Below are 24179 nucleotides of genomic sequence, written 5' to 3' on the forward strand. Positions count from 1 at the left end.
ATCATGGTAAATTTCAACTTAACCAAGAAACCATTTTTTGTTTTTCTTGTCTTGACACTGTTATCTTTTCGATGTCTAGCGGGAACAATAAATGGTGTAATCAAAAACTCGTCGGGGCAACGGCTGGCAGGGGTAAGTATAATTTTGAAAAATCCCGGCAGCAGTTTTTCAACAGCAGCCTCGAGTGCGAGTGATGGGAGTTTTCGTTTTGCTGATGTACCGAATGGAAAGGGGTATGAACTGACTTTTTCATACATCGGGTATCAAAGCTATGTAGAACGAAATGTGCAGGTTTCCGCTGATGGAGCCACCACTCTTTCCATTATTTTGGAGGATCAGGTGAATCAGCTAGAAGATGTTGTCGTAATTGGATACGGTAAACAAAAGAAAAGCGATCTGACAGGTGCCATTGCATCGCTTTCCAGCAACGAACTAACGAAAGGAGGAGCGGTGAGCAATGTAGGGCAGGCCCTACAAGGTAAAGCTTCCGGTGTCGTTGTAACCCAGAATTCAAAGGCGCCGGGTGGTAGCACGTCTATTCGGATTCGCGGAACCAATTCGATTAGTGGAAGTAATGATCCACTCTATGTGATCGATGGATTCCCAACAAATAATGGAATCAACATCAATCCTGATGATATTGCTTCCATGGATATCTTAAAGGATGCTTCGGCAACGGCTATCTACGGTTCCAGAGGTGCCAATGGTGTTATTATCATTACCACAAAACGTGGTCTTACGGATAAAAACAACATTACCTATAGTGGCTATGTGGGAACACAGAAACCGATTATACCGTTCACTTTTCTCGACGGTAAGCAATATATGAATCTTGCCAATGCACTTTATAAGGAGATTCAGGGGCAAGAAAATCAGGAATATGCAGTCTATACCAAATCACAGCTCGAGTCTGATGTCAATACGGATTGGGTAAAGGAGACCATGCGGAACGGCATTTTGCAAAACCATAATTTACAGTTTTCCGGAGGTGGTGAGAAAACCAAGGTGTTGACGAGCATAGGTTATTTTGATCAAAAGGGTGTTTTGAAGACGACAGACTTTAATCGAATTTCGGGACGTATCAACGTGGATCAAAAGGTAAACGATTATATCCGCACTGGGGCGAGCCTATCCGCGCAACGGGAAAAATCGAATATGCAGGTGTATGACGGAAATATCCTGAATTCAAATGTTTTGTACAGCATATTGACCTATGATCCGACGGTACCTGTTTACAATGCAGACGGTAGTTTTGGAAGACCTCCAGGAGGGCAGGGTGACAATCCCTTGGCCAACCTGATGTCACGGATCAATGATGTGCAAAGGGACAAGTTGAATGGAAATATTTTTCTTGAGGTAAATCCGATCAAGGAACTGACCTTGCGCATGGATGCAGGAACGGAAATAACACATGATCAATTGGGCAGTTATCTGACTCGAGACTCTTATCAGGGTGGGATAGATGATGGTGTGGCAAGTCAGGCCGATTATAATGAAACCCATAACCTGATTGATTTTTATGCTACCTATGCAAAGGTGTTTAATGAGAAACACAATTTGAGTGTGATGGGGGGCTATTCGTATGAGAAATATGTGCGCAACAATAAGGGGATCAATGTAAAAGGTTTTTCAACGGATCTGCTGGAATACAATAATTTAGGAATGGCCTCTAGTATTACGGGAGTAAATTCTGCTAAAGCTGAGAACTTGGTCATCTCTTTTTTCGGGCGCGTAAATTACGCCTATGCTGATAAGTACCTGTTGACTGCAACCTTACGTCGTGATGGATCATCGCGCTTTAGTCCCAACCATCGTTGGGGAACCTTTCCTTCAGCAGCTTTTGCATGGAAGGTCAACAATGAGGATTTCATGAAAGAGCAGCAGTTATTTTCGGATCTAAAATTTAGGTTGGGTTACGGACAGACGGGTAATGATCGCGTTGCGGATTATGCTTCTTATGGATTGATGGATAATGGGCACTATACGTTTGATGGTGTGACCAATTCGGGTGGCGTTAAACAAAACCCAACTTATCCTGAAAACGATAAATTAAAATGGGAATCCACGACGCAATATAACGTCGGACTTGATTTTTCATTTTTTAAGAATCGATTAGCCTTTACCGTAGATGCCTATTATAAGAAAACCAATGATCTTTTGATTAAGAGTATATTGCCTTATTACACAGGATATACCTCCGGACAGCGCAATCTAGGTACGATGAATAACAAAGGGTTGGAGTTTTCGGTAACCAGTAAGAATATGACCGGAGCGTTTACCTGGGAGACAAAATTGAATTTAACGATGAACCGCAATAAGGTGTCAAGCTTGGGTGGAGAGCCTGAACAATTGTTGACTTCGTCAAAACCAATGGGTAATGTTTCTGAAGAAGCTTATTCGGTTATTCGTGTTGGGGAATCGTTGGGCTCTTTATTTGGCTATAGATACCTGGGGGTTATTCAACAAGGAGAAAACTATGCGCCACAGCCAAATTCTAAACCCGGCGATCCGAAGTTCGCGGATGTGAACGGCGATGGTACAATCAATTCTGCGGACCGGACGATCATCGGTCGTGGTTATCCGAAGTTCAATTTTGGTATGACCAATACATTCGCGTATAAAAACTTTGATCTGACGGCCTTCATTTATGGAAATGTCGGAAACGATCTCCTCAATATGACACGTATGAATCTGGAGTGGAAACGTACCACAGAAGCTTTAAATCGATGGACTCCGACAAACACCAATACGGAGATTCCAAGAAACGGATTTTACTACATGAACTATGGTGGCTATATCAATGACCATTTTATTGAGAATGCTTCCTTTTTGCGGCTGCGTAATCTGACACTGGGTTATACCATTCCATTGAAAACAAAAGCGGTTCAATCGATACGGGTATATGGTATGGCGGAAAACTTATTTACGATTAGCAATTATTCTGGATGGGATCCTGAGGTGGATACCAAGGGATATGAAAATGATGCGCTGGTTAAAAATAGAGCTGGAAATAATCAGAGTGCCAATGCTGGGGTAGGTCTGGATTTTAATTCATATCCTTCGATGCGCTCGTTTACTTTTGGTGTAAGTGCAACATTTTAATAGCTAATATCTAAATCAGAAATGACATGAAGACGTTTAAAAATAATATAAAATATATCTTGGGTATGGCGGGTTTGGCCGCTGTTTTGGGCCTCAGCTTGAATAGCTGTACCAAGCTTGACCCTAAATTATACAGTGATCTGACGACAAAAAATGCCTACTCAACAGAAAGTGATATCAATGCTGCCCTGACGGGTGTCTATACGAGTTTATCGCCTTATCCGGGGGATGCCTATTTATACTATGCGGGTTATTTGGTGATGATCACCGATTACGCAACGGATATAGGCTTTTCTACAGCGGCAGGTGATCCTACACGGATGAGTAACTTTACCTATGATGATAATAATAGGTATTTTAAATTTAATTATCAGAATATGTACCAGGTGATTAGCAATGCCAATATGTTGATTGATCGTATTGAGAGTGTAACTATTCCCGACGATCGCAAGAAGAAAATTATCGCACAGGCCAGGTTCTTGCGGTCATTATCTTATATGGATCTTACAGATGCCTGGGGACCGGTACCACTGATAACGACAGTCAAGAATCCGACGGAAAGCTACAATGAGCCTTTGGTTGCTGTAGAGAAAATTGATGCACAGATTGCTGAAGATTGTCAGTATGCAATCGATAACTTGCCGGAGAAATGGTCGGACGAACTGGGCATTGGCCGTGCTACAAAAGGCGCCGCGTTGACCTTAATGGGAAAGATGTATATGCGTTCGCACAATTATGAAAAAGCAAAAACGTATATCGATCAGGTTTTAGCGTTACGTGATAAAGGTGTATACACGCTGAATCCGGATTTTAAGAAGGAGTGGTCCGACAATAATAAAATGGATATGGGGCTGATATTTGGCATCTTGCATGAGCCTACATTAAATGGAGGCGAGATTACCAATCACTTTGGTCCGACCGACAACCCTGAAGTACCGGATAGATGGCAGTACTATGGTGTTTCCCTTGATTTTTGGCGAAAATATAGTGATCTCGATCCGCGTAAAAAGTTTTTCTATTATAATTACACCGGAAAGGCTGCACGGGACAAAAATACAAAGTATGGATTTTTTTACATGTTGCCTGCTAAAGGTCAGACTACTCCGCCAAGTGATACCGTGAAATTCCTGCAAAATGTTGCAACGAAAAAGTATTCTTATGATATGGTCAATAACTCCTATCTGGATGGGCGGACGATTCAGGTTCTCCGTTTGGCGGATGTTATTTTGTGCAAGGCTGAGATTGAAAATGCACTGAATGGGCCCGCGGCAGCATTGCCTTATATCAATGAAGTCCGGAAGAGAGCTGGAGCACCTGAATATGGTAAGCATCCTGATTTTCCTAGTCCTGCAAATAAGGAGGCTATGATCGATGCGCTTGTTGACGAACGTGGTTTTGAGCTTGTCTTTGAATACAAAAGACGTCAGGATCTGATCCGCCTGGGCCGCTATGAAAAAGTAAGCAATGCTTATTTGAAAGGCCGCGGACTGAAAGAAAATGTCACTGAAGCCATGCGCTATTTCCCTTATCCATTGGAAGAAGCACGTTTGCATCAAGAAATGACGACAGCCAATCCATCGCGATTGCCTAAATAACCCAAACTAAAGCGCATTATATTCGGTAATGCGCTTTGTTTGATAGACCAGTGGAATTGAAATTATTTACAGATGAAACCAATTAAAGCAATTATTGCACTGATTGTGGTAGCTATAGCGGTATTTGCTGCTTACTATTATTATGCACATCAGGTTGACATTGAAAATATTGAGGTGAGCTCACCCAATAATTTGCCGCTCAACGCTGCTATTCAGGTGAAACTAAATAAGGCAGAAGCCGTGTATGTGGAGTATTGGAAAGAGGGGGATAAACAGTCTTATAAAACAACTGTTTCAAATGCTGCTGTTCAGCATAACATTCCGTTAATGACGCTTGAACCAAATACAAGTTATAAATTTAGGGTTATCATAGACCGGATTATTCCCATAAAATCGAGCGAACAATCTTTTAAAACAAGAGCGCAATCGCCATGGATGGTACACGACTGGATCAAGGCCGACCATCCTCATGATGAAAAGGCCCTAGGTAATGGTATGGTATTATTATGTTATCGCGGATTTCCGGGCTACATGGCCATGGTGGACGGCAAGGGGACGATTCGTTGGTATTGGCAGGACGAAAAGCTGGGCGTGCGTCTTGCTTCTTTGACTCCAAGGGGTACTATCCTTGCCTTATTGGCTCCAGCGAGTAAAGATGAATTCAACAAACCCAATCAGCCAAGCAAGAAATCGACCAATGCAAGTTATTATTTAAGAAGCGGCCGTATCGGATTTGTCGGTGGGACGGTACTTGTTGAAATTGATCTTACGGGTAAAGAAATAGCACGTATCGATTTGGATAAAAAAGGGATCATCATGCACCATGACGTGCAGATGGATCACAACAATAATATTGTCGGTATCGTGCGGGATTTTAGGATCGACGATCGGCCCAACCATCCGAAAGATACCCTTTGGGGTGATGCTATTTTGACGATGGATATGAAAGGTAATATCTTGAAGAAATGGTCTCCCTGGGAAAAATGGGATATTCAGCAGGATAAAAAATTAGACAGCCTGAAGCATGATCGATTTCATTTTAATACGATCTCCTTCGATCGTGACAACAATTATTTGACTTCTTCGCCAATTGAAAATCAGGTCTGGAAAATTGATGCTAAAACCGGTGATATTCTCTGGAAATTGGGAAAGGGTGGCGATTATAAATTAAAGGACCAGGAACTATTTTATTTCCAGCATGCACCGCATATCACAAAAACTGGTGAGCTGTTGCTTTTTGACAATGGTGATTTTTCTCCGCGTGACAGTACAACAGCCAATAAGCAATCTCGGGCGATCGCTTTTAGGCTTGATCAAAAGAATAAAACGGCAACAGTAGCTTATGCGGCCCCAATTCCGAAAAAGCAGTTTACAGCAAGAATGGGCAGTGCCTATGAACTGGATAATGGTAATTTACTGCAGACTAGCTCGAAAACAGGTAGTGTACTGGTGACGGATAAAAGGGGGAAAGTTCTTTGGGAATTAAACGCTTATTTTATTCCCTATCGCGCTATTTATGTGCCTGAGGAAACCTGGCATAAATACAGGCAAAACTAAGTTAAGATGTTAGGAATAAAACTTAATTTTAGTCCTCTTATTGACCAATAAAAGTAGCTGCACTACGGACTCATGTTGGGGAAGCAGTGCAGCTTGTAAATCGTATCAGGCTTATGGAAAAGCTTGGTAAAGACAAAAATATTTTGAATAAATACTATTCGCATGAAAAAAAGAACAGCCTCTTATAAGCTGGCAATTATCCTTGCCGTATCCTTATGCGCAAACTCGGCCCGGGCGCAATTGACCTATCCTCCGGAAACACAAAAGTGGGATGCGGACCAGCTGGGTAATCATCGAGCAGTGCTGCAGGTAAACACGGATCAGAAGGAGGTGCAGGTTACTATTCCGTGGCGAAATCGCTGGGTTGAGGCAAATCAGCAAGTTATTATCGTCGACAGTGCCAGCAATAGGCAAATCGCACCCAGCTCTTATCTTTGGATGAATACGGAATCTGGTGGACTACGGTTTAAGCCGATTTCCGGGAAGGGCGTTTACTATGTCTATTATTTACCGTATCAGATGGGTGGCCGCAGCCGCAATTATCCGGATGCAATCTATCTTAAAAATGCCGTTTCAGCACCAGTGAAAGTAGTACAACATGGGGCAGGAAACTCAAAAGGAGTTACTGTTGCACGCTTTGATGCCGTAGATAAATACAATAGTAATGATCCGATGGAACTGATCGCGAGTGCCGAAGAAGTGCGAGGCTTTGTGAACAGAAATGCGAATGCCGCTTATTATCTTTTTCCTGAATTGCGGGAGTTTCCGATTAAAATGGAAAGCAATCTTCCGCAACGCTGGCTTATGAAAGGTAAAGCCATGACTAAGTTGCAGGGCACAGGGCAGAAAGGTGAATTTTATGCATTTCAACTCGGGTTATGGTCTCCAAAGCAGGACCTCCATGAAATCCAAATTTCATTCTCGGATTTTAAAGCAAGTGATGGGGCTATTATTCCCGCGAATAGCCTGAATTGTATCAATACCCAAGGTACGGATTATACCGGAAAAGCAATGGCACTCCAGGTTGATATACCAAAAGATAAGGTTCAGGCCCTGTGGTGTGGTATACAGATTCCGGAGGTCACTGCAAGCGGAACTTATCATGGCGTGGTTACCGTAAAGCCAAAAAATGCGGTAGCAAAACAGGTCAATGTGGAAATAAGGGTTTCAGATGCTTCAGGTGATATATCCGGTGTTGATCAACCATGGAAAATGACGCGACTACCATGGCTCAATTCGACATTGGCTCAAAAAAATACAGTGGTTGCGCCTTATACAGCTATTGAATTAAAAGCGGACTCTACCTTACATATTTTAGGCCGCGAAGTGAAACTCCATGCGAGTGGTTTTCCAAAACAGATCAGTACGTTTTTTACGCCCGAATTGACTGAAATATCGTCCAAGGCGAATAACCTCTTATTTGAACCGCTTCATTTTCATTTTTATAGTGCTTCGGACGGAAAGGAAATTCAACTTAAACCAAGCGGGATCCGATTTGAAACCAAAAGTGACGGTGAATATAGTTGGACGGCCAAAAATGAGTCTTCCGATCTGACAATGGAAGTAGAGGGTAAATTGGAATTTGATGGCTATATGCATTATGTGGTCAAGCTGACGGCGCTGAAGGACCTGTCATTAAAAGATGCCACGATGCATATCCCGATGATGCCCGATAAGACGGATTATTTTATGGGACTCGGGCAAAAGGGAGGAAAGAGGCCCGAACAGCTTACCTGGAAATGGGATGTAGCCCATAAAAATCAGGATGGTGGTTGGATAGGTGCTGTAGATGCCGGACTCCAGTTTTCACTCCGTGACGAGCATTATTCTCGTCCGCTCAACACGAATTTTTATCTTCAAAAGCCGCTTGTGCTGCCACAGTCCTGGGGTAACGAAAATAAAGGGGGAATTGATATTGGCCTGAAAGGAAAATCGGTTTTGGTCAATAGTTACAGCGGAGCCCGTGAACTCAAAAAAGGCGATGTGCTTTATTACAATTTTAACCTGCTAATTACCCCTTTTCACCCGATCAATACGGAAGCGCAATGGAATGAACGGTATTACCATGCTTATAAACCCGTTGATTCTGTTGTTGCAAGTGGATCTAATGTCATCAATATCCATCACGGAAATGAAATAAATCCATATATCAATTATCCGTTTATTGCGACAAAAGAAATGAAGCAATATATCGATCAGGCACATGATAAGGGGTTAAAGGTCAAGATCTACAATACCGTTCGTGAGGTTTCAAATCGGGTTTATGAGCTCTATCCATTGCGTAGCCTGGGCACTGAGGTGTTTTCACCTGGAAAAGGAGGCGGATATTCCTGGTTGCAGGAGCATGTGGGTAAAAATTATATCGCTGCATGGTATGTTCCCCAATTTAAAGACGCGGCTATTATCAATAGCGGAATGAATAGATGGCACAATTATTACGTCGAAGGCATGAACTGGCTGGTAGATCATATCGGTATCGATGGGATTTATTTGGATGATGTTGCCTTTGATCGGGTAACCATGAAAAGAATAAAACGTGTACTGACAAAAAATGGCAAACCTGGTCTGATCGATTTGCATTCGGCAAATCAATATAATAAAAGTGATGGATTCAATAATAGCGCGAATCTGTATCTGGAGCATTTTCCGTACATCAATAGATTATGGTTTGGTGAATACTTTGACTACGAGAATAACCAACCCGATTTTTTCCTTACCGAGGTGAGCGGCATTCCGTTTGGTTTAATGGGTGAAATGCTACAGGATGGTGGAAATCCTTGGCGGGGTATGCTCTATGGCATGACCAATAGGATGCCTTACCAAAAATTGACACCTGCTGATCTATGGAGAGCGTGGGATCAATTTGGTATCAAAGGGAGTAAAATGATAGGTTATTGGTCGCCGAATATTCCTGTTAAAACCGATCATGATAAGGTTCTTACAACTGTTTATAGCCGTGCGGGCAAGGCGATGGTAGCTATCGCTAGCTGGGCGGATGGTGATGTGGATGTAAAATTGGCCATTGACTGGGAAAAATTGGGGATTGATTCTGGAAAGGCAAAATTATCCGCACCATTAATTCCTAATTTTCAAAAGGGAGCGCAGTATAAATTGGGCGATGCGATTCCGGTAGAAAAGAATAAAGGACTTTTGTTGATTATTGAATAGCAGTACGATAGCGCTACAAGGTGTAATTTATCATAGGCTTTTTGTTGATGCAAAGATGCAAATAACCTATGATAGATTCATTTATGTTGAAATTTGGTGAAGTAATGGCTTACATGACGGATTTAATCACATCGGACAAATCAACGATTTGGGGAATGCCATTAAAATTGTGAAATTTTTAAATTAAAACGCCAATGAAAAATTGGATTATGTTATGGGCAATGGGCAGCTGTGTGCTCGGAGTTTTTGCACAGCATCCGGCAAAGGTTTCTGAGCTTAAGAAACGTTATGTAACCTATCCCTTTACGGATCCGGATCCCATAGCTTCAGCTCAAAAGTTGTATCCTTATTTCCGCTTTGACGGTTTTACAAATACGGCTATTGAAAAGGATTGGAAAACCGTTATCCTGGAAAACGATTATATTCGGGTACAGGTGATGCCAGAGATCGGTGGGAAAATTTGGTCGGCCTATGATAAGGTCAATAAGCGGGACTATATTTACAACAATGGCGTTGTGAAATTTAGGGATATTGCCATGCGGGGACCATGGACGAGTGGTGGTATCGAAGCTAATTATGGTATTATTGGACACACGCCCAATACTTCTACACCGGTCGATTACCTTACGCAGGAAAATGCGGATGGAAGCGTAAGTTGCTTTATCCATGCCTATGATATGCTGAGCCGTAGTAACTGGACCTTGGAGATCCGGTTAGAAAAAGACAAAGGTTATTTTTCTACACGCTCCTTTTGGTATAATGCCAATGCGGTTGAACAACCTTATTATACCTGGATGAATCTGGGTGTTGCTGCGGGACAAGATCTGAAGTTTTTGTATCCCGGAAATCAATATATAGGTCATGATGGGGATGTGCATGCCTGGCCTATCGATAGCCAGGGACGGGATCTTTCTAACTATAGCGAGAATGCTTTTGGCAGTTCTAAATCATATCATGTATTGGGCGCGCATAGCAATGCTTTCGGGGTTTACTATACAGATCATAATTTTGGAATGGCCCGTTATGCCCTCCGTGAAGATAAATTAGGGAAAAAGATATTTCTTTGGTCGCAGGCTGGAGATGGCAAGATCTGGGAAAATTTACTGACTGATCAGAGTGGGCAATATGTGGAAATCCAAAGTGGACGTCTGTTCAATCAAAATGTTCCTTCCAGCAGCCAGACCCCCTTTAAACAGCTTGGTTTTGCTCCTTATCAAAGTGACAGTTGGACGGAATACTGGATGCCATTTTCAGGGATAGGAAAACCGAAGGAGATACAACTTTCAGCAGCAATTCAGATAAAACGTGAGGACAATAAGCTATTATTGGATCTTGATCCAAAGCGACCTTTAAAAGATAGTATATATGTGCTTGATAGCATAGGTACTGTATTAAATCGAAGTTTTATTGAAGCTCAATTGGGCGAGCCTACCAGATTATCCTTGATTGTAGCAACCGACTCAAGACCTCGCTATCTGAAATTGGGACAGGATTATTTTAATCTCAGAACCGATACATCTTGGTCAAAACTGAATAGACCCACTGTAATTTCAGCGGAAGTAAGCTTAGATACGGGGCAGACCAAATTATTGGAGATACGTGATCTCATTCGCTTTAGGCAATATACGCTTGCGGAAGTAAAATTAAAGGAACTGATCCAGCATGGCGCTACTTCGCAGACCTACCTTGAAATGGCCAAACTGGCCTGGTTTAAAATGGAATATGAGCAATGTTATGCCTATGCCCGGCAAGCATTGTCTATGGATACTTATGATGCACAGGCAAATTATTACTATGGTTTGGCAGCGATTAAGCTAAAAAAAGATAACGATGCTTTAGATGGTTTTGAAGTCGCTTCATTAAATCCAACTTGGCGAAGTGCTTCCTTTGTGCAAATGGCCAAATATTACTATCGGATTAAACAATATGAACGTGCAGGGGATTATATCGCAAAAGCTGTGGTTGCCAATCCGCTAAATATAGATGCCTTGCAGATGGACGTGTTGGTTCAGCACAAAAAAGGAGCTGTAACAGATCGTCTTTCCCATCAGACAATTCTCCAATATGATCCGTTTAATGCTTTTCTCCAATTTGAGGAAAAGAAGACATTTTCATCCAGGCAAGAGTTTGCCGCTGAAAAGCTGATGGAACTGGCGATATGGTATGCTGATCTTGGAGAATCTGAATCTGCCACCGATCTACTCCGCTCGGGACAGAAGAATACGGAAGCTTTAATTTGGCTAGCTTGGCTGACACGATCGAATAAGTCGATCAGTCAGGAATGGTTAAATCAGGCAACGCAAAGTAAGCCCGCTTTTGTCTTCCCATTTCGAGAAGAAAGTAATCAGGTATTCCAATGGGCAAAAGAGAAGAGTAAAAGTTGGACTATCGATTATCTGACTGCACTATTGTATCGTTTCAGGAATCAACCCCAAAAAGCAAGAGAAATTTTGTCGGCAGTAGCGCAGGAGCCAAAAGATTTTGCGGCCTATTATGCACTGAAATCAAGTTTGCAAGATACGAGCCGCATAGATCTAGCGGTACAGATGATGCAGCAGGCAACCTTGATGGAACCACAAGAATGGCGATATGGGCTACATTTGGTGGAGCTCCTAAACAATAGTCAGTCTTATAAAGAAGCGCTTAAGGTGAGTACAGCATATCATCGCAAATTTCCGAAGAATTATATACTAACCCTGGCACAGGTACGTGCATTGTTATTGGGGAAAGAATACATGCGGGCTGAGAAAGAATTGGAAGAGGTGACGATACTTCCATTTGAAGGCGCAACTGAAGGCCATCGGTATTATGTACAGACCAAATTAATGCTGGCCTACCAATTTATCCTTGAAAAGAAATATAAAGAGGCAAAGTTGAAAATTGCGGAATCGAGATTATGGCCCATGAATTTGGGCGTTGGTGAGCCTTATTCCGATGAAAAAAATGAAATATTGGCCGACTGGCTTGAACTGCATTTGCAGCAAGGGAATAATCGGGGAAATCCAGATCTTTTGAAAAAAATTGCCCATAGTAAACCTTCAAAAAACAGGTATGAACTGATGCTTCGCGAACTTGCAGAAGAACAATTAAAGCTGTCGAAAGGGGAAGGATCTGCCGCGAAGAAGGATGATTTAAAAGGAATGATTCCTTCGGATCATGATCTTCTCAAGCAGATTAAAGAAGGAACCCTTGCAAGTTATTGGCCGGTATTGATCCGAAAAATCTATTTTGAACAGGATCAACGTTTATTCTGATGACAGAAGGGAGAATGAAACAGACGTTAATCATAAAGGAAAAAAGTCGGGATGGCCGGATTTGAACCGACGACCTCCAGCACCCCATGCTGGCGCGATACCGGGCTACGCTACATCCCGTTTATTCCAATTTGATCGAAAGTCGTATTTAAATAGGACGATTAGCTGGAATAATTTTTTGGTAGGGCTAAAATAATAATTATTGACAAAAAATAAAATGTAAAAAAAAAAACGCCATTCGATTTAGAATGGCGTTTTTCTTCGCTAATAGATGCTGATTAGAACTTATAACCGACCATAATGCCGATAGTTTTATTTTTTGCATCTAAGGTTTTGTCGATACTCGTAAAACCATGGCTGTAATAAGCATCTAATGTAAGGTGACTGATATCTACACCGATCCCCACTCTGCCATCGAATGAAAATTTCTTATAATCGGTATTTGCGCTGGACTTCACTGTTTTTACATCATAGTTTAACTGCGGCCCCAATAGCCCACGGAGGTTGAAGTCGCCATTTTCCAAAAATTTATAACCGACCTGTAATGGTAGATTTATTTGATAGAATTTAGGTGTTTTCTGCACATTTTCGAAGGTATATTCTTTACGCAACAGACTGGCACCGATTCCAGGCTGGAAGAAAACGCGATCTCCTATACGGGCAAATCCTGCTACTGATACGCCGACTTTGCCATTATTATCTTTGACAGACTTGTTACCAAAGGAACTCATATGATAATTGCTTCCGACCTGTAAACCATAAGTGATATCTTGCGCTTGTGTAGTACCTGCAATTCCTAATAATGTCAATCCCAACAGGGCTACTTTGAATGTTGTTTTCATTGTCAAATTATTTTTTGTGATCAATTGTATGTTGTTCTTTCCTTTATGACAATGGAAAATCCGTATACCCTTAGAAAAAAAAATATTTTATAAAATAGATGGCTTACCTTTAGTCGTCACAGACGCCTTTTTATAAAGTTTCTTGGGCAAATATCATTTGACAGATGGGAGGATGTACCGTACTCACCATAGCATCTATATGAAAAGAAATACGAATAGGGATAAATAAGGGATTTGAAATCATATGGTGCATGTATTGAAGTTGAAATTAAAAAAAGTGAAAAATTTGTAAGGGTAATAGTCTATTGGGGTGTCTTACTAATAGAGCGGATTATTTAAACAATAGAATTGATCAATGTCGGAAAATAAAGAGAAGAATTTTGAGCAGCTATTTCGGGCGCACTACAAAGAGTTACATCGTTATGCCTACCGGTATCTAGGCGATAGTGATGTGGCGGAAGAGGTTGTGCAACAGGTGTTTTTGCGGCTTTGGGAACGCGATTGGGAGGAGCAGATACATACTTCATTAAAAGCGTATTTATATCGGGCTATTTATAATGAAAGTATGAATGTGCTGAAAAAAGAGCAACGTAAGCTAAAATATCAATCCCACGAACAGCATAGACAGGATTTTGTACCTGCGGTTGATGAAAGTACGCGGGATTTGAACGAAAAGCTACAGGTGGCATTGGCGGAATTACCTGAAAAAAGCCGGACGGTCTTTGAGTTAAGCCGTTTTCAGGAAATGAAATATAAGGATATCGCAGTAACCCTGGATCTGTCGATAAAAACTGTTGAGGGACATATGAGCAAGGCACTGAAGCATTTGCGTATCGAACTTATGGATTATTTAACATTGATTATTTGCTTTCTTATCTATACGCTATGAATAAGGAACTGTTAGAAAGATATATCATTGGTGAGACCAATGAAGTAGAGAATATCATGATACAAGGTTGGTTAGAAGAAGACGCTAACAATAAGGAGGAGTACATAAAAATGAAAAAAATGTGGGATAGTTTGCCTAAACCCCTGGATGTTCCTGATGTGAACATAGATAAGGCTTGGGCTGACTTCAAAATTGTGCGAGATAAAAGAGCGGCAGAAGCTGCGGTAATCCCCCCAAAAAAGACTTCTGTAATTCAATGGAGCTGGTGGTTAGCAGCCAGTATCTTGGTCTTTTGTGCAGTAGGATTCTATGTGTTTGATCAATCTCATCGTGAGGAAATGTTTGTTTCGAGTATGGAGCAAGTACGACAAGATTCCCTACCTGACGGTTCGGTAGTTACCTTAAATAAAAATACGGAACTGGCTTATTCAAGCAGATGGACCAATAAAAATAGAAATGTGGCATTGAAGAGAGGGGAAGTGTTTTTCCAGGTTCACAAGGATAAAAAACATCCCTTTGTCATTGAGACAGGTAAAACCAAAATTACGGTATTGGGCACCAGTTTTAATGTGCGCCGAACATCAGATGCGACGGAAGTTATTGTTGCTACAGGATTGGTTAAAGTCGGTTATGCAAATAAGGAAGTCTTTTTGCGACCACAACAAATGATTACAATCCGGGATAGTGATACAATAAAAGTAGGAAAGGAACCTGTCAAGGATCAATTTTATAAATATTACGTGGATCGTGTGTTTGATTTTGAGAATACCCCATTACAGCGTGTTGTTGAGTTGCTAAATCAAGCTTATGCATATAAGATTATTATTGACCATCCTGCTGATCAGAAATTATTATTGACAGCAAAATTCGAACAAAATAGTTTAACTGAAATTTTGAAAGTCATTTCTAGCACATTTGGATTAAAAGTAAATGTGAAAGACAGAGAGATTCATCTGACGAGGTGAGCCAACAGATAGATATATTTTCAGAACAAAATTGTATAGAAAACAACATGATACTATTTTTTATAAAGAGGGTAGAGCTTTATCTCTTAATTTTAATGCTGTGTTCGTTCCATTTGGGAAGGGCACAGCAAAAGCTCGCTGCAGCGATTCAAATACCAGCCTTTCCAGAGACTACTGTAGGCGAAGTTTTTCGCTTGTTGAAGGAGCAGCAGGATGTATTGTTCTCCTTTAATGGAAATATCCTACAGACAGACAGTGTGATTCATACTAAGGCCTTCAAAGGGAATTTGTATGATTATCTGGATCGGATTTTGGGAAAGGAATATAGTTTTAAAGAACTTGGAAGGCATATTATTATTCAATATACACCTCAGCGGATGTCCGTGGAGTTTGAAGTGAAGACACCTAATAAAAACAAAGTTGTTATAGCGGGGTATATCAAAAATATTCGGACTAATAATCCGATTTCCAATGCCAGTATCTTTGATCGAAGTGCTTTATTGTCTACGTTGACGGACCAAAATGGCTACTTTGAGTTGGACGTAAAGAAAAAAAGTAATCTCATTGCAGTGAACGTTAGTAAGGAGGCTTTTCGGGACACCAGTGTTATGGTGATTTTTCCGATAGAAGCGCAAATTGGCGATAAGAAGAAGCGTGAATACGGCTATTTTGAAGGGTATGAAGAAGATCATGGTCTTTATCGATCTTTTTGGGGACGGGTATTTCTGTCTCCTGCCCAAAAGATCCAAAGCATGAATTTAGGCGGGATGTTTTTGTATAGCCCATACCAAATTTCGATGACACCGGGATTAAGTACACATGGTTTTATACAATCGCAAATTGTGAATAAATTTTCCATAAACATTATTGGTGGATCTACTGCGGGGGTAAAAGGTATTGAGCTTGGTGGCGTATTTAATATTAATCAATATGATATGCAAGGCTTGCAAATGGGCGGTGTTTTCAATGCCGTTGGGGGAAGTGTGCGTGGCGTACAACTTGCCGGTGTAGGAAACCGTGTGTTCGGAGAAATGAAAGGTTTGCAAATGGCAGGCGTCTTCAATGGTGTGGGAGGAAATGTAAGTGGGGTACAGATCGCCGGTGTGGGAAACCATGTTTCCGGGGAAGTGAAAGGTCTGCAAGTAGCGGGTGTTTTTAACAAAGCGGATACGGTTAGAGGTGTTCAAATCGCTGGTGTTGTAAATTTAGCCAATGAGGCTCCAGGAACGACACAGCTTGCTAGCATACTTAACAATAGCGAATCGACTGTTGGAAGTCAAGTAGCAGGCATCGCCAATAAAGCAAAAAAAGTAAAAGGATTTCAATTGGCAGGTATCGTTAATATTGCTGATAGTAGTGATTATCCCATTGGTCTGCTTAATTTTATTAAAAATGGTGAGAAGAGTCTTTCAGTAGCGGTCAATGAGGATAGCTATCTCGGACTACAATTTCGTTCAGGTGGTCGGGTACTCTATAGTATATTATCGATCAATAGGGCACTCGATGGCAACAGACCGGATAAATATGCCTTTGAAGCAGGTTTAGGTGCAGTATTGATCAATAGGACCAAGTTTAGCCTGCGTACGGAAATAGCTACACGTAATTATCTGACAGAGAAATTTAAAAGCCTGGATAATCATCAGTCGTCGCTGCGGGTAATTCCGGCGTTTAAACTAAGTGAGCGCATGTCTATATTTGTTGCTCCCAGCCTGAACTATGCGGAGAGGGATGAAAATACAATTTCTGGTGGTAGCACGGTATGGCGAGCTTGGCGGAGAGACCGTACACGAAATACATTTTATGGAGGTGGAATGGCAGGTCTTATGTTAAAATTATAAAACTAAAAACTATTTGGCAATAGCGCTGTTCTATAGATAGCTTTTAAACATTTAACATTTTACGTAAACGCCCTATATCAATCTGATAGAGGGCGTTTATCTTTGTATAGCGGATGAAAGAACAGTGTTTAAGCGACTGTTGCAGTCTTTAATACATTACGGTAAGGATAAGAATGGAAGATGTGTCTGCGAGCAAATCGACCTAAAGAATCTGCGTTTACAAATTTAATATAGTCATTCCGCTGAACACCAAAATATTCATATTGACTGCCGTCGTGAAAAGTGACTGTCAATATTTGTCCTTTCCAGTCAATATCCTGAATACCAGAATTGGTAATTGTCTCCGTGTAGATCGGTAACTGTTGCTCTAATGTTTCCGGACAGATGCTTACCAGGAAATGGTAGGCTTCAATCATTTCCACACTTTTTTGCTCTGCAGCCAAACGACCTTCTTCATCATTGACAAATTTATCTGGATGACATTCTTTCATGATTGTCCGGTAGGTAGATTTCAGGGTTTTAAGATCCACAGATTTCTCTACGTTAAGTAACTTCCGGTAGTCGGCAATTTTTTTCATGGCGGCAAAGATATGCTTAATAATCAGATTATTCGTTATGAAATATGAAAAAAACTTATTTCTTCAACAAGGTTTTTACATAGAGCTGTTCAACCTTCTCTCTAGCCCAATGTGTTTTCCTTAAGAAAGTTAGGGAAGATTTGACACTCGGATTGTCATTGAAGCATCGGATGGATATGCGTTGTCCCAACTCTTCCCAACCATAATACTCCACTAAATATTCAATGATGGTGTCGAGCCTTTTTCCGTGTAATGGATTATTAATTTGTTCTTGCATGTCGTAAAGATAATAATCTTCAAATTATGGATTGCGCTAATTTTTATGGTTTGGATGAAAATGGAGCAGAACTTAATGGGTATTAATATTCATTAAGTTGTGTTGCCAGCTTTTCTAGTTCTAAATTGAGCTGTTCGTCCCAAATTGCTCCCGTAGCATCCAGCTTTCCTTTGACTCCTTGTATGAGCAGATTTCTTTTTTCGTCAATTTGAGCTCCTAGTCCCTGCAGGATACGTTGTAGTTCAACATGTGCTGTTTCGCCTTGCGCTGCTGCGGTAATGATACTAACGGGCTTATCGGTGAAAACCGTAGTTGCTGCGCACCACTCGAGTAGATTTTTTAATCCACTGGGCACACTGAAAATATATTCGGGGCTGCTTATCAATACGATGTCAGCATCATGAATTACCTGACGGAGTGCAATAATTTCAATAGGTGGATGGGACTGGCTCTCTTCAGGATCAAAATGAGGCAGTTCTTTAAGGCGGTCAAATAGGGTGAAATGGATATCGGCATTAATCTCCTGTTGGAGGTGACTTACAATATGATGATTGGATGAATGTGCACGGGCACTACCTACAATGGCAAAAATAGTTTTCATGTGAGTTTAAATCTAGTCAACGGCTGTATACTGCTGCTTTGTTTTTACTTTTTATATTCTTAATGAAGGAACTAAATTACAATATTCAATTCAAACGATTTACTTTGTTCTTCGCTTCAATGTAATTTTTCGTTTCTTTCTCCTTTTACCGATTAAGTTTATACTTTTGGAACTGAGGACTTATATTAGCTTTTTTCGGATTATATGCTTTATTATGAGAAATAAAATGGGGTACCGCTTATTGTGGGAGCGTATTCGTACTGGAGACGAGACGGCTTTCTTTGATCTTTATGCGGCGCTCTATCAAGAGCTTGTTAATTTTGGAATACGCACCTGTGGCGACAGTGACTTGGCAAGTGAAGCAACCGATCAGGTATTTGTTAAAATTTGGGAGAAAAGAGAACAGCTAGATCGGGTAGAAAATGTACAGTCCTATCTCATTACTTTTTTAAAAAGACGTATCCTACGTCTACTAGAGAAACAACATAGGATAAATACCGCCCTTCAAAATGTAAAAGCGGAAGATGATTGGGTTGAGATGCCTTATGAGGAGTTTGTTATCAAAGTACAGACGAATGAAATTATACAGATCCGTTTAAAGGAAGCGTTGGAGAAGTTGTCTTTTCGTCAGAAACAGCTGGTGAATCTGAAGTTTTTTGAGGGCTATTCCTATGAAAAAATAGCTGAAACTACGCAGATGTCCGTGAAAACTGCCTACAATACGCTTTATGATGCTTTAAAGATTCTGAGGGAGGAATTGAAAGATATTTAAGTTTAATTTGTTGTTCTCCCTTTGAAGATTCAATAATCGCATAGAAATGCGCTTAAATCTATTGTAAAATGCCATCCTTGTATTTTCTTTAAAAAAAATAATAATCTGATTTTCAGGTTTTTGTGAAATATTTTAAATTTTCTTTAGGCAAAATAACTCCTTTTGGGCACTATAGAGTAAATACCCAAAAGAATGAGCCAAAAAGATTATAAACAGTTAGAAGATTTTTTGATTGACGATACCTTTCAAAAGTATTGTTCGGGAGAAGATAAGAACTGTATTCTCTACTGGCAACAATATAGTCTGAACCATCCAGAACAAGCGGAGACGATTCTGAAAGCCAAACGCCTATTTCAACTCTTGGTTGGCAACCGTAGACCTGTGAATGAGCAATTGGAAAAATTGAAGACAGATCTGCAGAATGCTCCAGTAGAACATCGCTTGCCCTATCGGTTTAACTGGCCTAAATGGGCAGCCATTGCTGCTGTGTTTGTCGCTTTGGTATCGGGTGGTGTTTGGTATTATGCTCAACCGGGCAAAGTTGATACGACATTACCAATAAGCGCAATTGGCCAGGTGTATCAAACAAAAAATGGTGAAAAAAAGACCTTCGAATTAAGTGACGGAAGTACTGTTACGTTAAACTCTGCGAGTAAACTGGAGTTATCGGCAGATTTCAATCAGGAATTGCGTGTGGTGCGGCTTGCGGGTGAAGGTTATTTTCAGGTGGCCAAGAATAAGGATAAACCTTTTGTGGTACAAGCATCTGATTTTGATATCAAGGTCCTGGGAACAACATTTAATGTGAAGAGTTATTCCGATGAACCTACAGCAGAAGCACTGCTTGTAGAGGGTTCGATTGAAATGACGAGCAAAGGACAGCGTGAAAATTCTGTTGTCATCAAGCCGAACCAAAAAATCACGATCTTTAAGAATCAAGCAGAAATAGCAGTCGCTCGTAAAACCAATAAACCAACAGCGAGCAAATTACCGATTAAGGAGATTGCCATAGAGAACATCCCTACAGTAGAATCCAATACAGCTGAAATACCAGATATTGCATGGCGTGAAAATAGATTAGAAATCGTGGACCAAGATTTTGAATCGCTTCGCCGGACGTTGGAACGCTGGTATGATGTGGATATCCAAATCCAAAATGATCAATTAAAACAATATCGCTTTACAGCAACCTTTGGTAAGGAGGGTATTACTCAGGTACTGAGTGCTTTGCAGAGCGTTGAACCTTTTAAATTTAATGTATATGGGAGAAAAATAACTATATCAGAAAAGTAAAAAGGATGGTGGACCAACACCATCCTTCATTGAAAAAATGATTAACCAAAAGCAGCAACATTGGGGCGTGCTGCTTAATATTAATTTTAACCAACACTAAAATATGATTAAAAATTGCTTATTGCAAATGCGCAATGGATATATTGTGCATTTTAGATTCATTATCCGGATGAAACTAGCCTTAATTATGACTACGTGTGCTGTTATGAATGTTTCGGCAAATGTATTTTCCCAACAAAAAGTATCCTTGGATGTCCAAAAAACAAAACTGAGCAAGGTACTTAAAATGATCGAAGAGCAAAGTGATTATTACTTTGTCTATAATTCGACGAATGAAAATTTAAATAAAGAGGTGTCAGTCAATGCAAATAATACCAAGGTATTGGATGTGTTGGCTAAGCTTTTTAATAAAAGTGGATTGGTTTATTCCGTTTCTAAGGAGGGGCTTGTGGTTGTCAGTCAACAGCAGCAGGTGGCTGTCGCAGGTGTCGTCACTGACGATAAAGGCAATCCCTTAGCTGGTGCTACGGTACGTGTTAAGGGAACCGCGGTGGGACGTGCAACAGATATCAATGGACGCTTTATGATCGATGCGGCAACAGGAAACACCTTAATTATTTCTTTTGCGGGTTACACTTCGCAAGAAGTAGCCGTAACCAAAGAGGGTGATCTGAAAATTGTTTTATTGGAAGATAATCGGATGCTCAATGAGGTTGTTGTGACGGCATTGGGTATGAAGAAAGAGAAGCGCTCATTGGGGTATTCTGTTACGCAGGTTGCCGGTGAATCGCTAACCACAGCCCGTGAAAATAATGTGATGAATTCACTCGTTGGAAAGGTGGCCGGGTTGGATATCAGTTCTACTTCTGGCGGTGCCGGAGCTGCGTCCAATGTGACCATCCGCGGGGTATCGAGTTTGAACCAGACAAATCAACCATTATACGTAATTAATGGTATTCCTATGGAAAGTAAGCCGGTAGGTATCGGAAATGCCAATTCCAAAGGAAACTCAGGAAGCCAATGGGATAATGCACCCGATCTTGGTGATGCAATTGGCAATATCAACCCAGACGATATTGAAAGTATTTCAGTACTGAAAGGTGCTGCCGCATCTGCATTATATGGTTCAAGAGCCAAGGCAGGGGTTATCCTTATTACAACAAAATCAGGAAAAGGCAATTCGATCGATTTTAATAGTAACCTTGTTGCCGAGCAAATTATAGACAACACGAATTGGCAAACAGTCTATGGTCAGGGGGCAAACGGTGAGAAGCCAACGACCCAAGCAGGCGCAGCCCAAGTGGGAGGTTCAAGCTGGGGAGCTAAATTAGATGGAACACCAGTCGTACAATTTGATGGAGCTTCAAGACCTTATTCATTACAAAAGGGAAATTTAGATCGGTTTTACCGCACTGGTTCGACATGGACTAATACATTAGCGTTAAATAAATCATTTGATGGTGGCTCTATTCGTCTGTCAGGAACAGATGTCAATAACAGGTCAGTTGTTCCAAATTCGGGACTGAAAAGACAGTCGTTCAATTTGGTCGGACTTTTTGAGCCACTTAAAGGATTGACGATCGATGCACGCTATAATATGATTCTGGAGCAGGTCAAAAATCGTCCAATGGTTTCTGACGGTGCTGGAAATGCCAATTACAACGTCATGTTTTTGCCAACGAGCATCAATATAAACGATTTGAAGCCATGGAAAGATGACAATGGAAAAGAGATCCTCTATAATTCGGGTAATGTGTATGCAACCAACCCTTGGTTTGCAGCAAATGAGTTTATCAATAATACGAACCGGGATCGTTCGATCGCTTCCGTAACAGCAAAGTATACCATGGGTAATGGTTTGTTTGTTCAGGGTAGGGCAGGAAGAGATGGTTATACCGATCATTATAAGAATGTTGTTCCATCTGGAACCGGCTATTATGAGAATGGTAAAATTGCAGAGCAGGAAACTAAATTTGCAGATATTAATGCCGATGTTTTGGTCGGTAAGTCATTCACTTTCGGAGATTATAGCCTTACACCTAATCTTGGTGCGAGTTACCGAAATACTAAAATCAGACAGACGACCAATTTAGGTGCCGACTTCGCGATATTTGGTGTGTATAATATTTTGAACGCAAAAAATAAGTCGGTAGCGTATCTCGAAAGTGAATCGGAGACGCAGTCTACTTATGGTACCTTAGAATTTGCTTATAAAGATATAGCCTATTTGACTGGTAGTTTACGCTCTGATTGGTTTTCTACCTTAGCTACACCTGGAGTAGATAATAAATTAAACTCTGTTTATCCCGCAATCTCAGGTTCATTTATCTTTTCAGAATATCTAAAACCATCATGGTTGAGCTTTGGAAAGTTGAGAGCAGGTTTTGCTCAGGTAGGACAGGCAACAGATCCTTATCAAACCTTGTTAACCTATAATTTTAGAAGTGAAGTACTCAACGGACAACCTTTAGGGGTTATTAACAATGTGAATATTCCGAACTCTTCCTTAAAAGCTTCTACAGCAACAGAGTTGGAAATCGGAACGGAGTTGCGTCTTTTTAATGATCGTGTAAATTTGGATCTAACATGGTATAACAAAAAGTCGAAAGATGAAATTTCCTTTATCACAACGCCTTCCGCAAGCGGTTATGCTGGTGCCGTACTCAATGCCGGTAAAATGCAAAATAAGGGATTTGAAGCATTGATTTCAGCCACAGTTGTCAAAACGGAAGATTTTAAATGGGTATCCTCATTGAATGGTTCTTACAACGACAATAAAGTGATTTCATTGGCTGAGGGAATGGACGAACAGACGGTAGCGACTTCGCGTTCGGGTGTAGGTTACTTAATGAATAAAGTTGGTATGCCTGCTTTCCAGATCATGGCTTTCGATTATAAATACGATAGTAATGGTGAGATCGTAAAATTGGCCGATGGTTCTCCTGACCGGGGTGAGTTAAAGTCCTATGGTTCGGCAATGAATAAATGGTTTGCTGGCTGGAATAATGAGTTTAGCTACAAAAGGTTCAATTTTTCTTTCTTGGTTGATGGAAAATGGGGTGGAAAGCTTTTCTCGGGAACAGATTATTACGGTTATATTTTTGGATTACATCAGGAAACTGTGGCTGATCGTGAAAGCTTGGGCAGAACAGCTTCTACCTATTATACCAATACGGCAAATAATGTATCTAAGATATTTGTAAACAGCGCTGATTTTGTGAAATTGAGACAGGTCGTTATGGGCTATACTTTCCCATCCAATCTATTTAATAACAAAGTTAAGTCGATTACAGTAAGTGCTGTAGCGCGCAATCTCTGGACGATCATGAAGAAAACAAATAACATAGATCCAGAATCGAGCTATAATGCAACTTTCCCCGGCTTAGAGCTTGGAGGTGTACCAGCAGTACGTACTTACGGTGTTAATTTAAGTGTTAAATTCTAATTG

The 24179-nt window shown here is 40.8% G+C and carries 15 protein-coding genes and 1 tRNA gene; 11 read left to right on the forward strand and 5 right to left on the reverse strand.

Translation table 11 applies throughout. From position 1 onward, the window contains the following. Nucleotides 1-3: 3 nt before the first annotated feature. The 5 genes from M2419_RS23695 (at nucleotide 4) to M2419_RS23715 (ending at nucleotide 12676) form a co-directional block, all read left to right on the forward strand. Nucleotides 4-3102 (forward strand): TonB-dependent receptor, encoded by a 3099-nt coding sequence (locus tag M2419_RS23695; protein ID WP_159729273.1) that lies wholly within the window; start codon nucleotides 4-6, stop codon nucleotides 3100-3102. Between the two features lie 26 nt (nucleotides 3103-3128). After that, complete coding sequence (locus tag M2419_RS23700) at nucleotides 3129-4697, forward strand: RagB/SusD family nutrient uptake outer membrane protein (RefSeq protein WP_200845613.1); 1569 nt, start codon at nucleotides 3129-3131, stop codon at nucleotides 4695-4697. A 72-nt stretch (nucleotides 4698-4769) separates the two neighbouring features. After that, nucleotides 4770-6254 carry an aryl-sulfate sulfotransferase gene (locus M2419_RS23705; RefSeq protein WP_182332984.1) on the forward strand — a complete coding sequence of 495 codons (1485 nt, stop codon included), beginning with the start codon at nucleotides 4770-4772 and terminating at the stop codon, nucleotides 6252-6254. 162 nt (nucleotides 6255-6416) lie between these two features. Further along, nucleotides 6417-9422 (forward strand): glycoside hydrolase domain-containing protein, encoded by a 3006-nt coding sequence (locus M2419_RS23710; protein WP_159729269.1) that lies wholly within the window; start codon nucleotides 6417-6419, stop codon nucleotides 9420-9422. 194 nt (nucleotides 9423-9616) lie between these two features. After that, nucleotides 9617-12676 carry a DUF5107 domain-containing protein gene (locus M2419_RS23715; RefSeq protein WP_182332982.1) on the forward strand — a complete coding sequence of 1020 codons (3060 nt, stop codon included), beginning with the start codon at nucleotides 9617-9619 and terminating at the stop codon, nucleotides 12674-12676. 46 nt (nucleotides 12677-12722) lie between these two features. Here the strand turns inward: M2419_RS23715 and M2419_RS23720 are convergent. Continuing rightward, nucleotides 12723-12796 (reverse strand) — tRNA-Pro (locus tag M2419_RS23720). A 158-nt stretch (nucleotides 12797-12954) separates the two neighbouring features. Beyond that, nucleotides 12955-13518, reverse strand: coding sequence for a porin family protein (locus M2419_RS23725; RefSeq protein WP_088160652.1), 564 nt, complete (start codon nucleotides 13516-13518; stop codon nucleotides 12955-12957). Between the two features lie 355 nt (nucleotides 13519-13873). Between M2419_RS23725 and M2419_RS23730 the strand changes: the two genes are divergently transcribed. The 3 genes from M2419_RS23730 to M2419_RS23740 are packed head-to-tail and all read left to right on the forward strand — an operon-like array spanning nucleotide 13874 to nucleotide 17210. After that, nucleotides 13874-14407 (forward strand): RNA polymerase sigma-70 factor, encoded by a 534-nt coding sequence (locus M2419_RS23730; RefSeq protein WP_153845037.1) that lies wholly within the window; start codon nucleotides 13874-13876, stop codon nucleotides 14405-14407. Beyond that, entirely contained in the window at nucleotides 14404-15372 is a 969-nt protein-coding gene (locus M2419_RS23735) for a FecR family protein (RefSeq protein WP_182332980.1), read from the forward strand. The genes M2419_RS23730 and M2419_RS23735 overlap by 4 nt, the downstream gene beginning before the upstream one ends. Nucleotides 15373-15419: 47 nt before the next feature. Further along, entirely contained in the window at nucleotides 15420-17210 is a 1791-nt protein-coding gene (locus M2419_RS23740; RefSeq protein ID WP_153845035.1) for a hypothetical protein, read from the forward strand. 128 nt (nucleotides 17211-17338) lie between these two features. Here M2419_RS23740 and M2419_RS23745 read toward each other — a convergent pair whose 3' ends face one another. The 3 genes from M2419_RS23745 to M2419_RS23755 form a co-directional block, all read right to left on the reverse strand. Then, on the reverse strand, nucleotides 17339-17788 hold the full coding sequence (locus M2419_RS23745; RefSeq protein WP_153845034.1) for a KTSC domain-containing protein: 450 nt from the start codon (nucleotides 17786-17788) through the stop codon (nucleotides 17339-17341). Between the two features lie 55 nt (nucleotides 17789-17843). Continuing rightward, entirely contained in the window at nucleotides 17844-18065 is a 222-nt protein-coding gene (locus M2419_RS23750; protein ID WP_153845033.1) for a VF530 family DNA-binding protein, read from the reverse strand. Nucleotides 18066-18147: 82 nt separating this feature from the next. After that, complete coding sequence (locus tag M2419_RS23755; protein WP_153845032.1) at nucleotides 18148-18666, reverse strand: NADPH-dependent FMN reductase; 519 nt, start codon at nucleotides 18664-18666, stop codon at nucleotides 18148-18150. Nucleotides 18667-18880: 214 nt separating this feature from the next. Between M2419_RS23755 and M2419_RS23760 the strand changes: the two genes are divergently transcribed. The 3 genes from M2419_RS23760 to M2419_RS23770 all read left to right on the forward strand — a co-directional run bounded on the left by M2419_RS23760 (nucleotide 18881) and on the right by M2419_RS23770 (nucleotide 24176). Next, nucleotides 18881-19438: an RNA polymerase sigma factor gene (locus tag M2419_RS23760; protein ID WP_153845031.1), complete on the forward strand. Its 558-nt coding sequence runs from the start codon at nucleotides 18881-18883 to the stop codon at nucleotides 19436-19438. Nucleotides 19439-19630: 192 nt separating this feature from the next. Further along, complete coding sequence (locus M2419_RS23765; RefSeq protein ID WP_153845030.1) at nucleotides 19631-20731, forward strand: FecR family protein; 1101 nt, start codon at nucleotides 19631-19633, stop codon at nucleotides 20729-20731. A gap of 169 nt (nucleotides 20732-20900) precedes the next feature. Next, nucleotides 20901-24176, forward strand: a complete 3276-nt coding sequence (locus M2419_RS23770) for a SusC/RagA family TonB-linked outer membrane protein (RefSeq protein ID WP_235032918.1) — start codon at nucleotides 20901-20903, stop codon at nucleotides 24174-24176. Nucleotides 24177-24179: the final 3 nt, after the last annotated feature.

Origin of the sequence: Sphingobacterium sp. BIGb0116, from assembly GCF_024808035.1 — a bacterium.
In the GTDB taxonomy this organism is placed as follows: Bacteria; Bacteroidota; Bacteroidia; order Sphingobacteriales; family Sphingobacteriaceae; genus Sphingobacterium; species Sphingobacterium paramultivorum.

What these genes read in the sequence shown, in the direction of transcription:
- M2419_RS23695 (WP_159729273.1), top strand. Translation starts at nt 4, where the DNA reads ATGGTAAATTTCAACTTAACCAAGAAACCATTTTTTGTTTTTCTTGTC.
- M2419_RS23700 (WP_200845613.1), top strand. Translation starts at nt 3,129, where the DNA reads ATGAAGACGTTTAAAAATAATATAAAATATATCTTGGGTATGGCGGGT.
- M2419_RS23705 (WP_182332984.1), top strand. Translation starts at nt 4,770, where the DNA reads ATGAAACCAATTAAAGCAATTATTGCACTGATTGTGGTAGCTATAGCG.
- M2419_RS23710 (WP_159729269.1), top strand. Translation starts at nt 6,417, where the DNA reads ATGAAAAAAAGAACAGCCTCTTATAAGCTGGCAATTATCCTTGCCGTA.
- M2419_RS23715 (WP_182332982.1), top strand. Translation starts at nt 9,617, where the DNA reads ATGAAAAATTGGATTATGTTATGGGCAATGGGCAGCTGTGTGCTCGGA.
- M2419_RS23725 (WP_088160652.1), bottom strand. Translation starts at nt 13,518, where the DNA reads ATGAAAACAACATTCAAAGTAGCCCTGTTGGGATTGACATTATTAGGA.
- M2419_RS23730 (WP_153845037.1), top strand. Translation starts at nt 13,874, where the DNA reads ATGTCGGAAAATAAAGAGAAGAATTTTGAGCAGCTATTTCGGGCGCAC.
- M2419_RS23735 (WP_182332980.1), top strand. Translation starts at nt 14,404, where the DNA reads ATGAATAAGGAACTGTTAGAAAGATATATCATTGGTGAGACCAATGAA.
- M2419_RS23740 (WP_153845035.1), top strand. Translation starts at nt 15,420, where the DNA reads ATGATACTATTTTTTATAAAGAGGGTAGAGCTTTATCTCTTAATTTTA.
- M2419_RS23745 (WP_153845034.1), bottom strand. Translation starts at nt 17,788, where the DNA reads ATGAAAAAAATTGCCGACTACCGGAAGTTACTTAACGTAGAGAAATCT.
- M2419_RS23750 (WP_153845033.1), bottom strand. Translation starts at nt 18,065, where the DNA reads ATGCAAGAACAAATTAATAATCCATTACACGGAAAAAGGCTCGACACC.
- M2419_RS23755 (WP_153845032.1), bottom strand. Translation starts at nt 18,666, where the DNA reads ATGAAAACTATTTTTGCCATTGTAGGTAGTGCCCGTGCACATTCATCC.
- M2419_RS23760 (WP_153845031.1), top strand. Translation starts at nt 18,881, where the DNA reads ATGAGAAATAAAATGGGGTACCGCTTATTGTGGGAGCGTATTCGTACT.
- M2419_RS23765 (WP_153845030.1), top strand. Translation starts at nt 19,631, where the DNA reads ATGAGCCAAAAAGATTATAAACAGTTAGAAGATTTTTTGATTGACGAT.
- M2419_RS23770 (WP_235032918.1), top strand. Translation starts at nt 20,901, where the DNA reads ATGAAACTAGCCTTAATTATGACTACGTGTGCTGTTATGAATGTTTCG.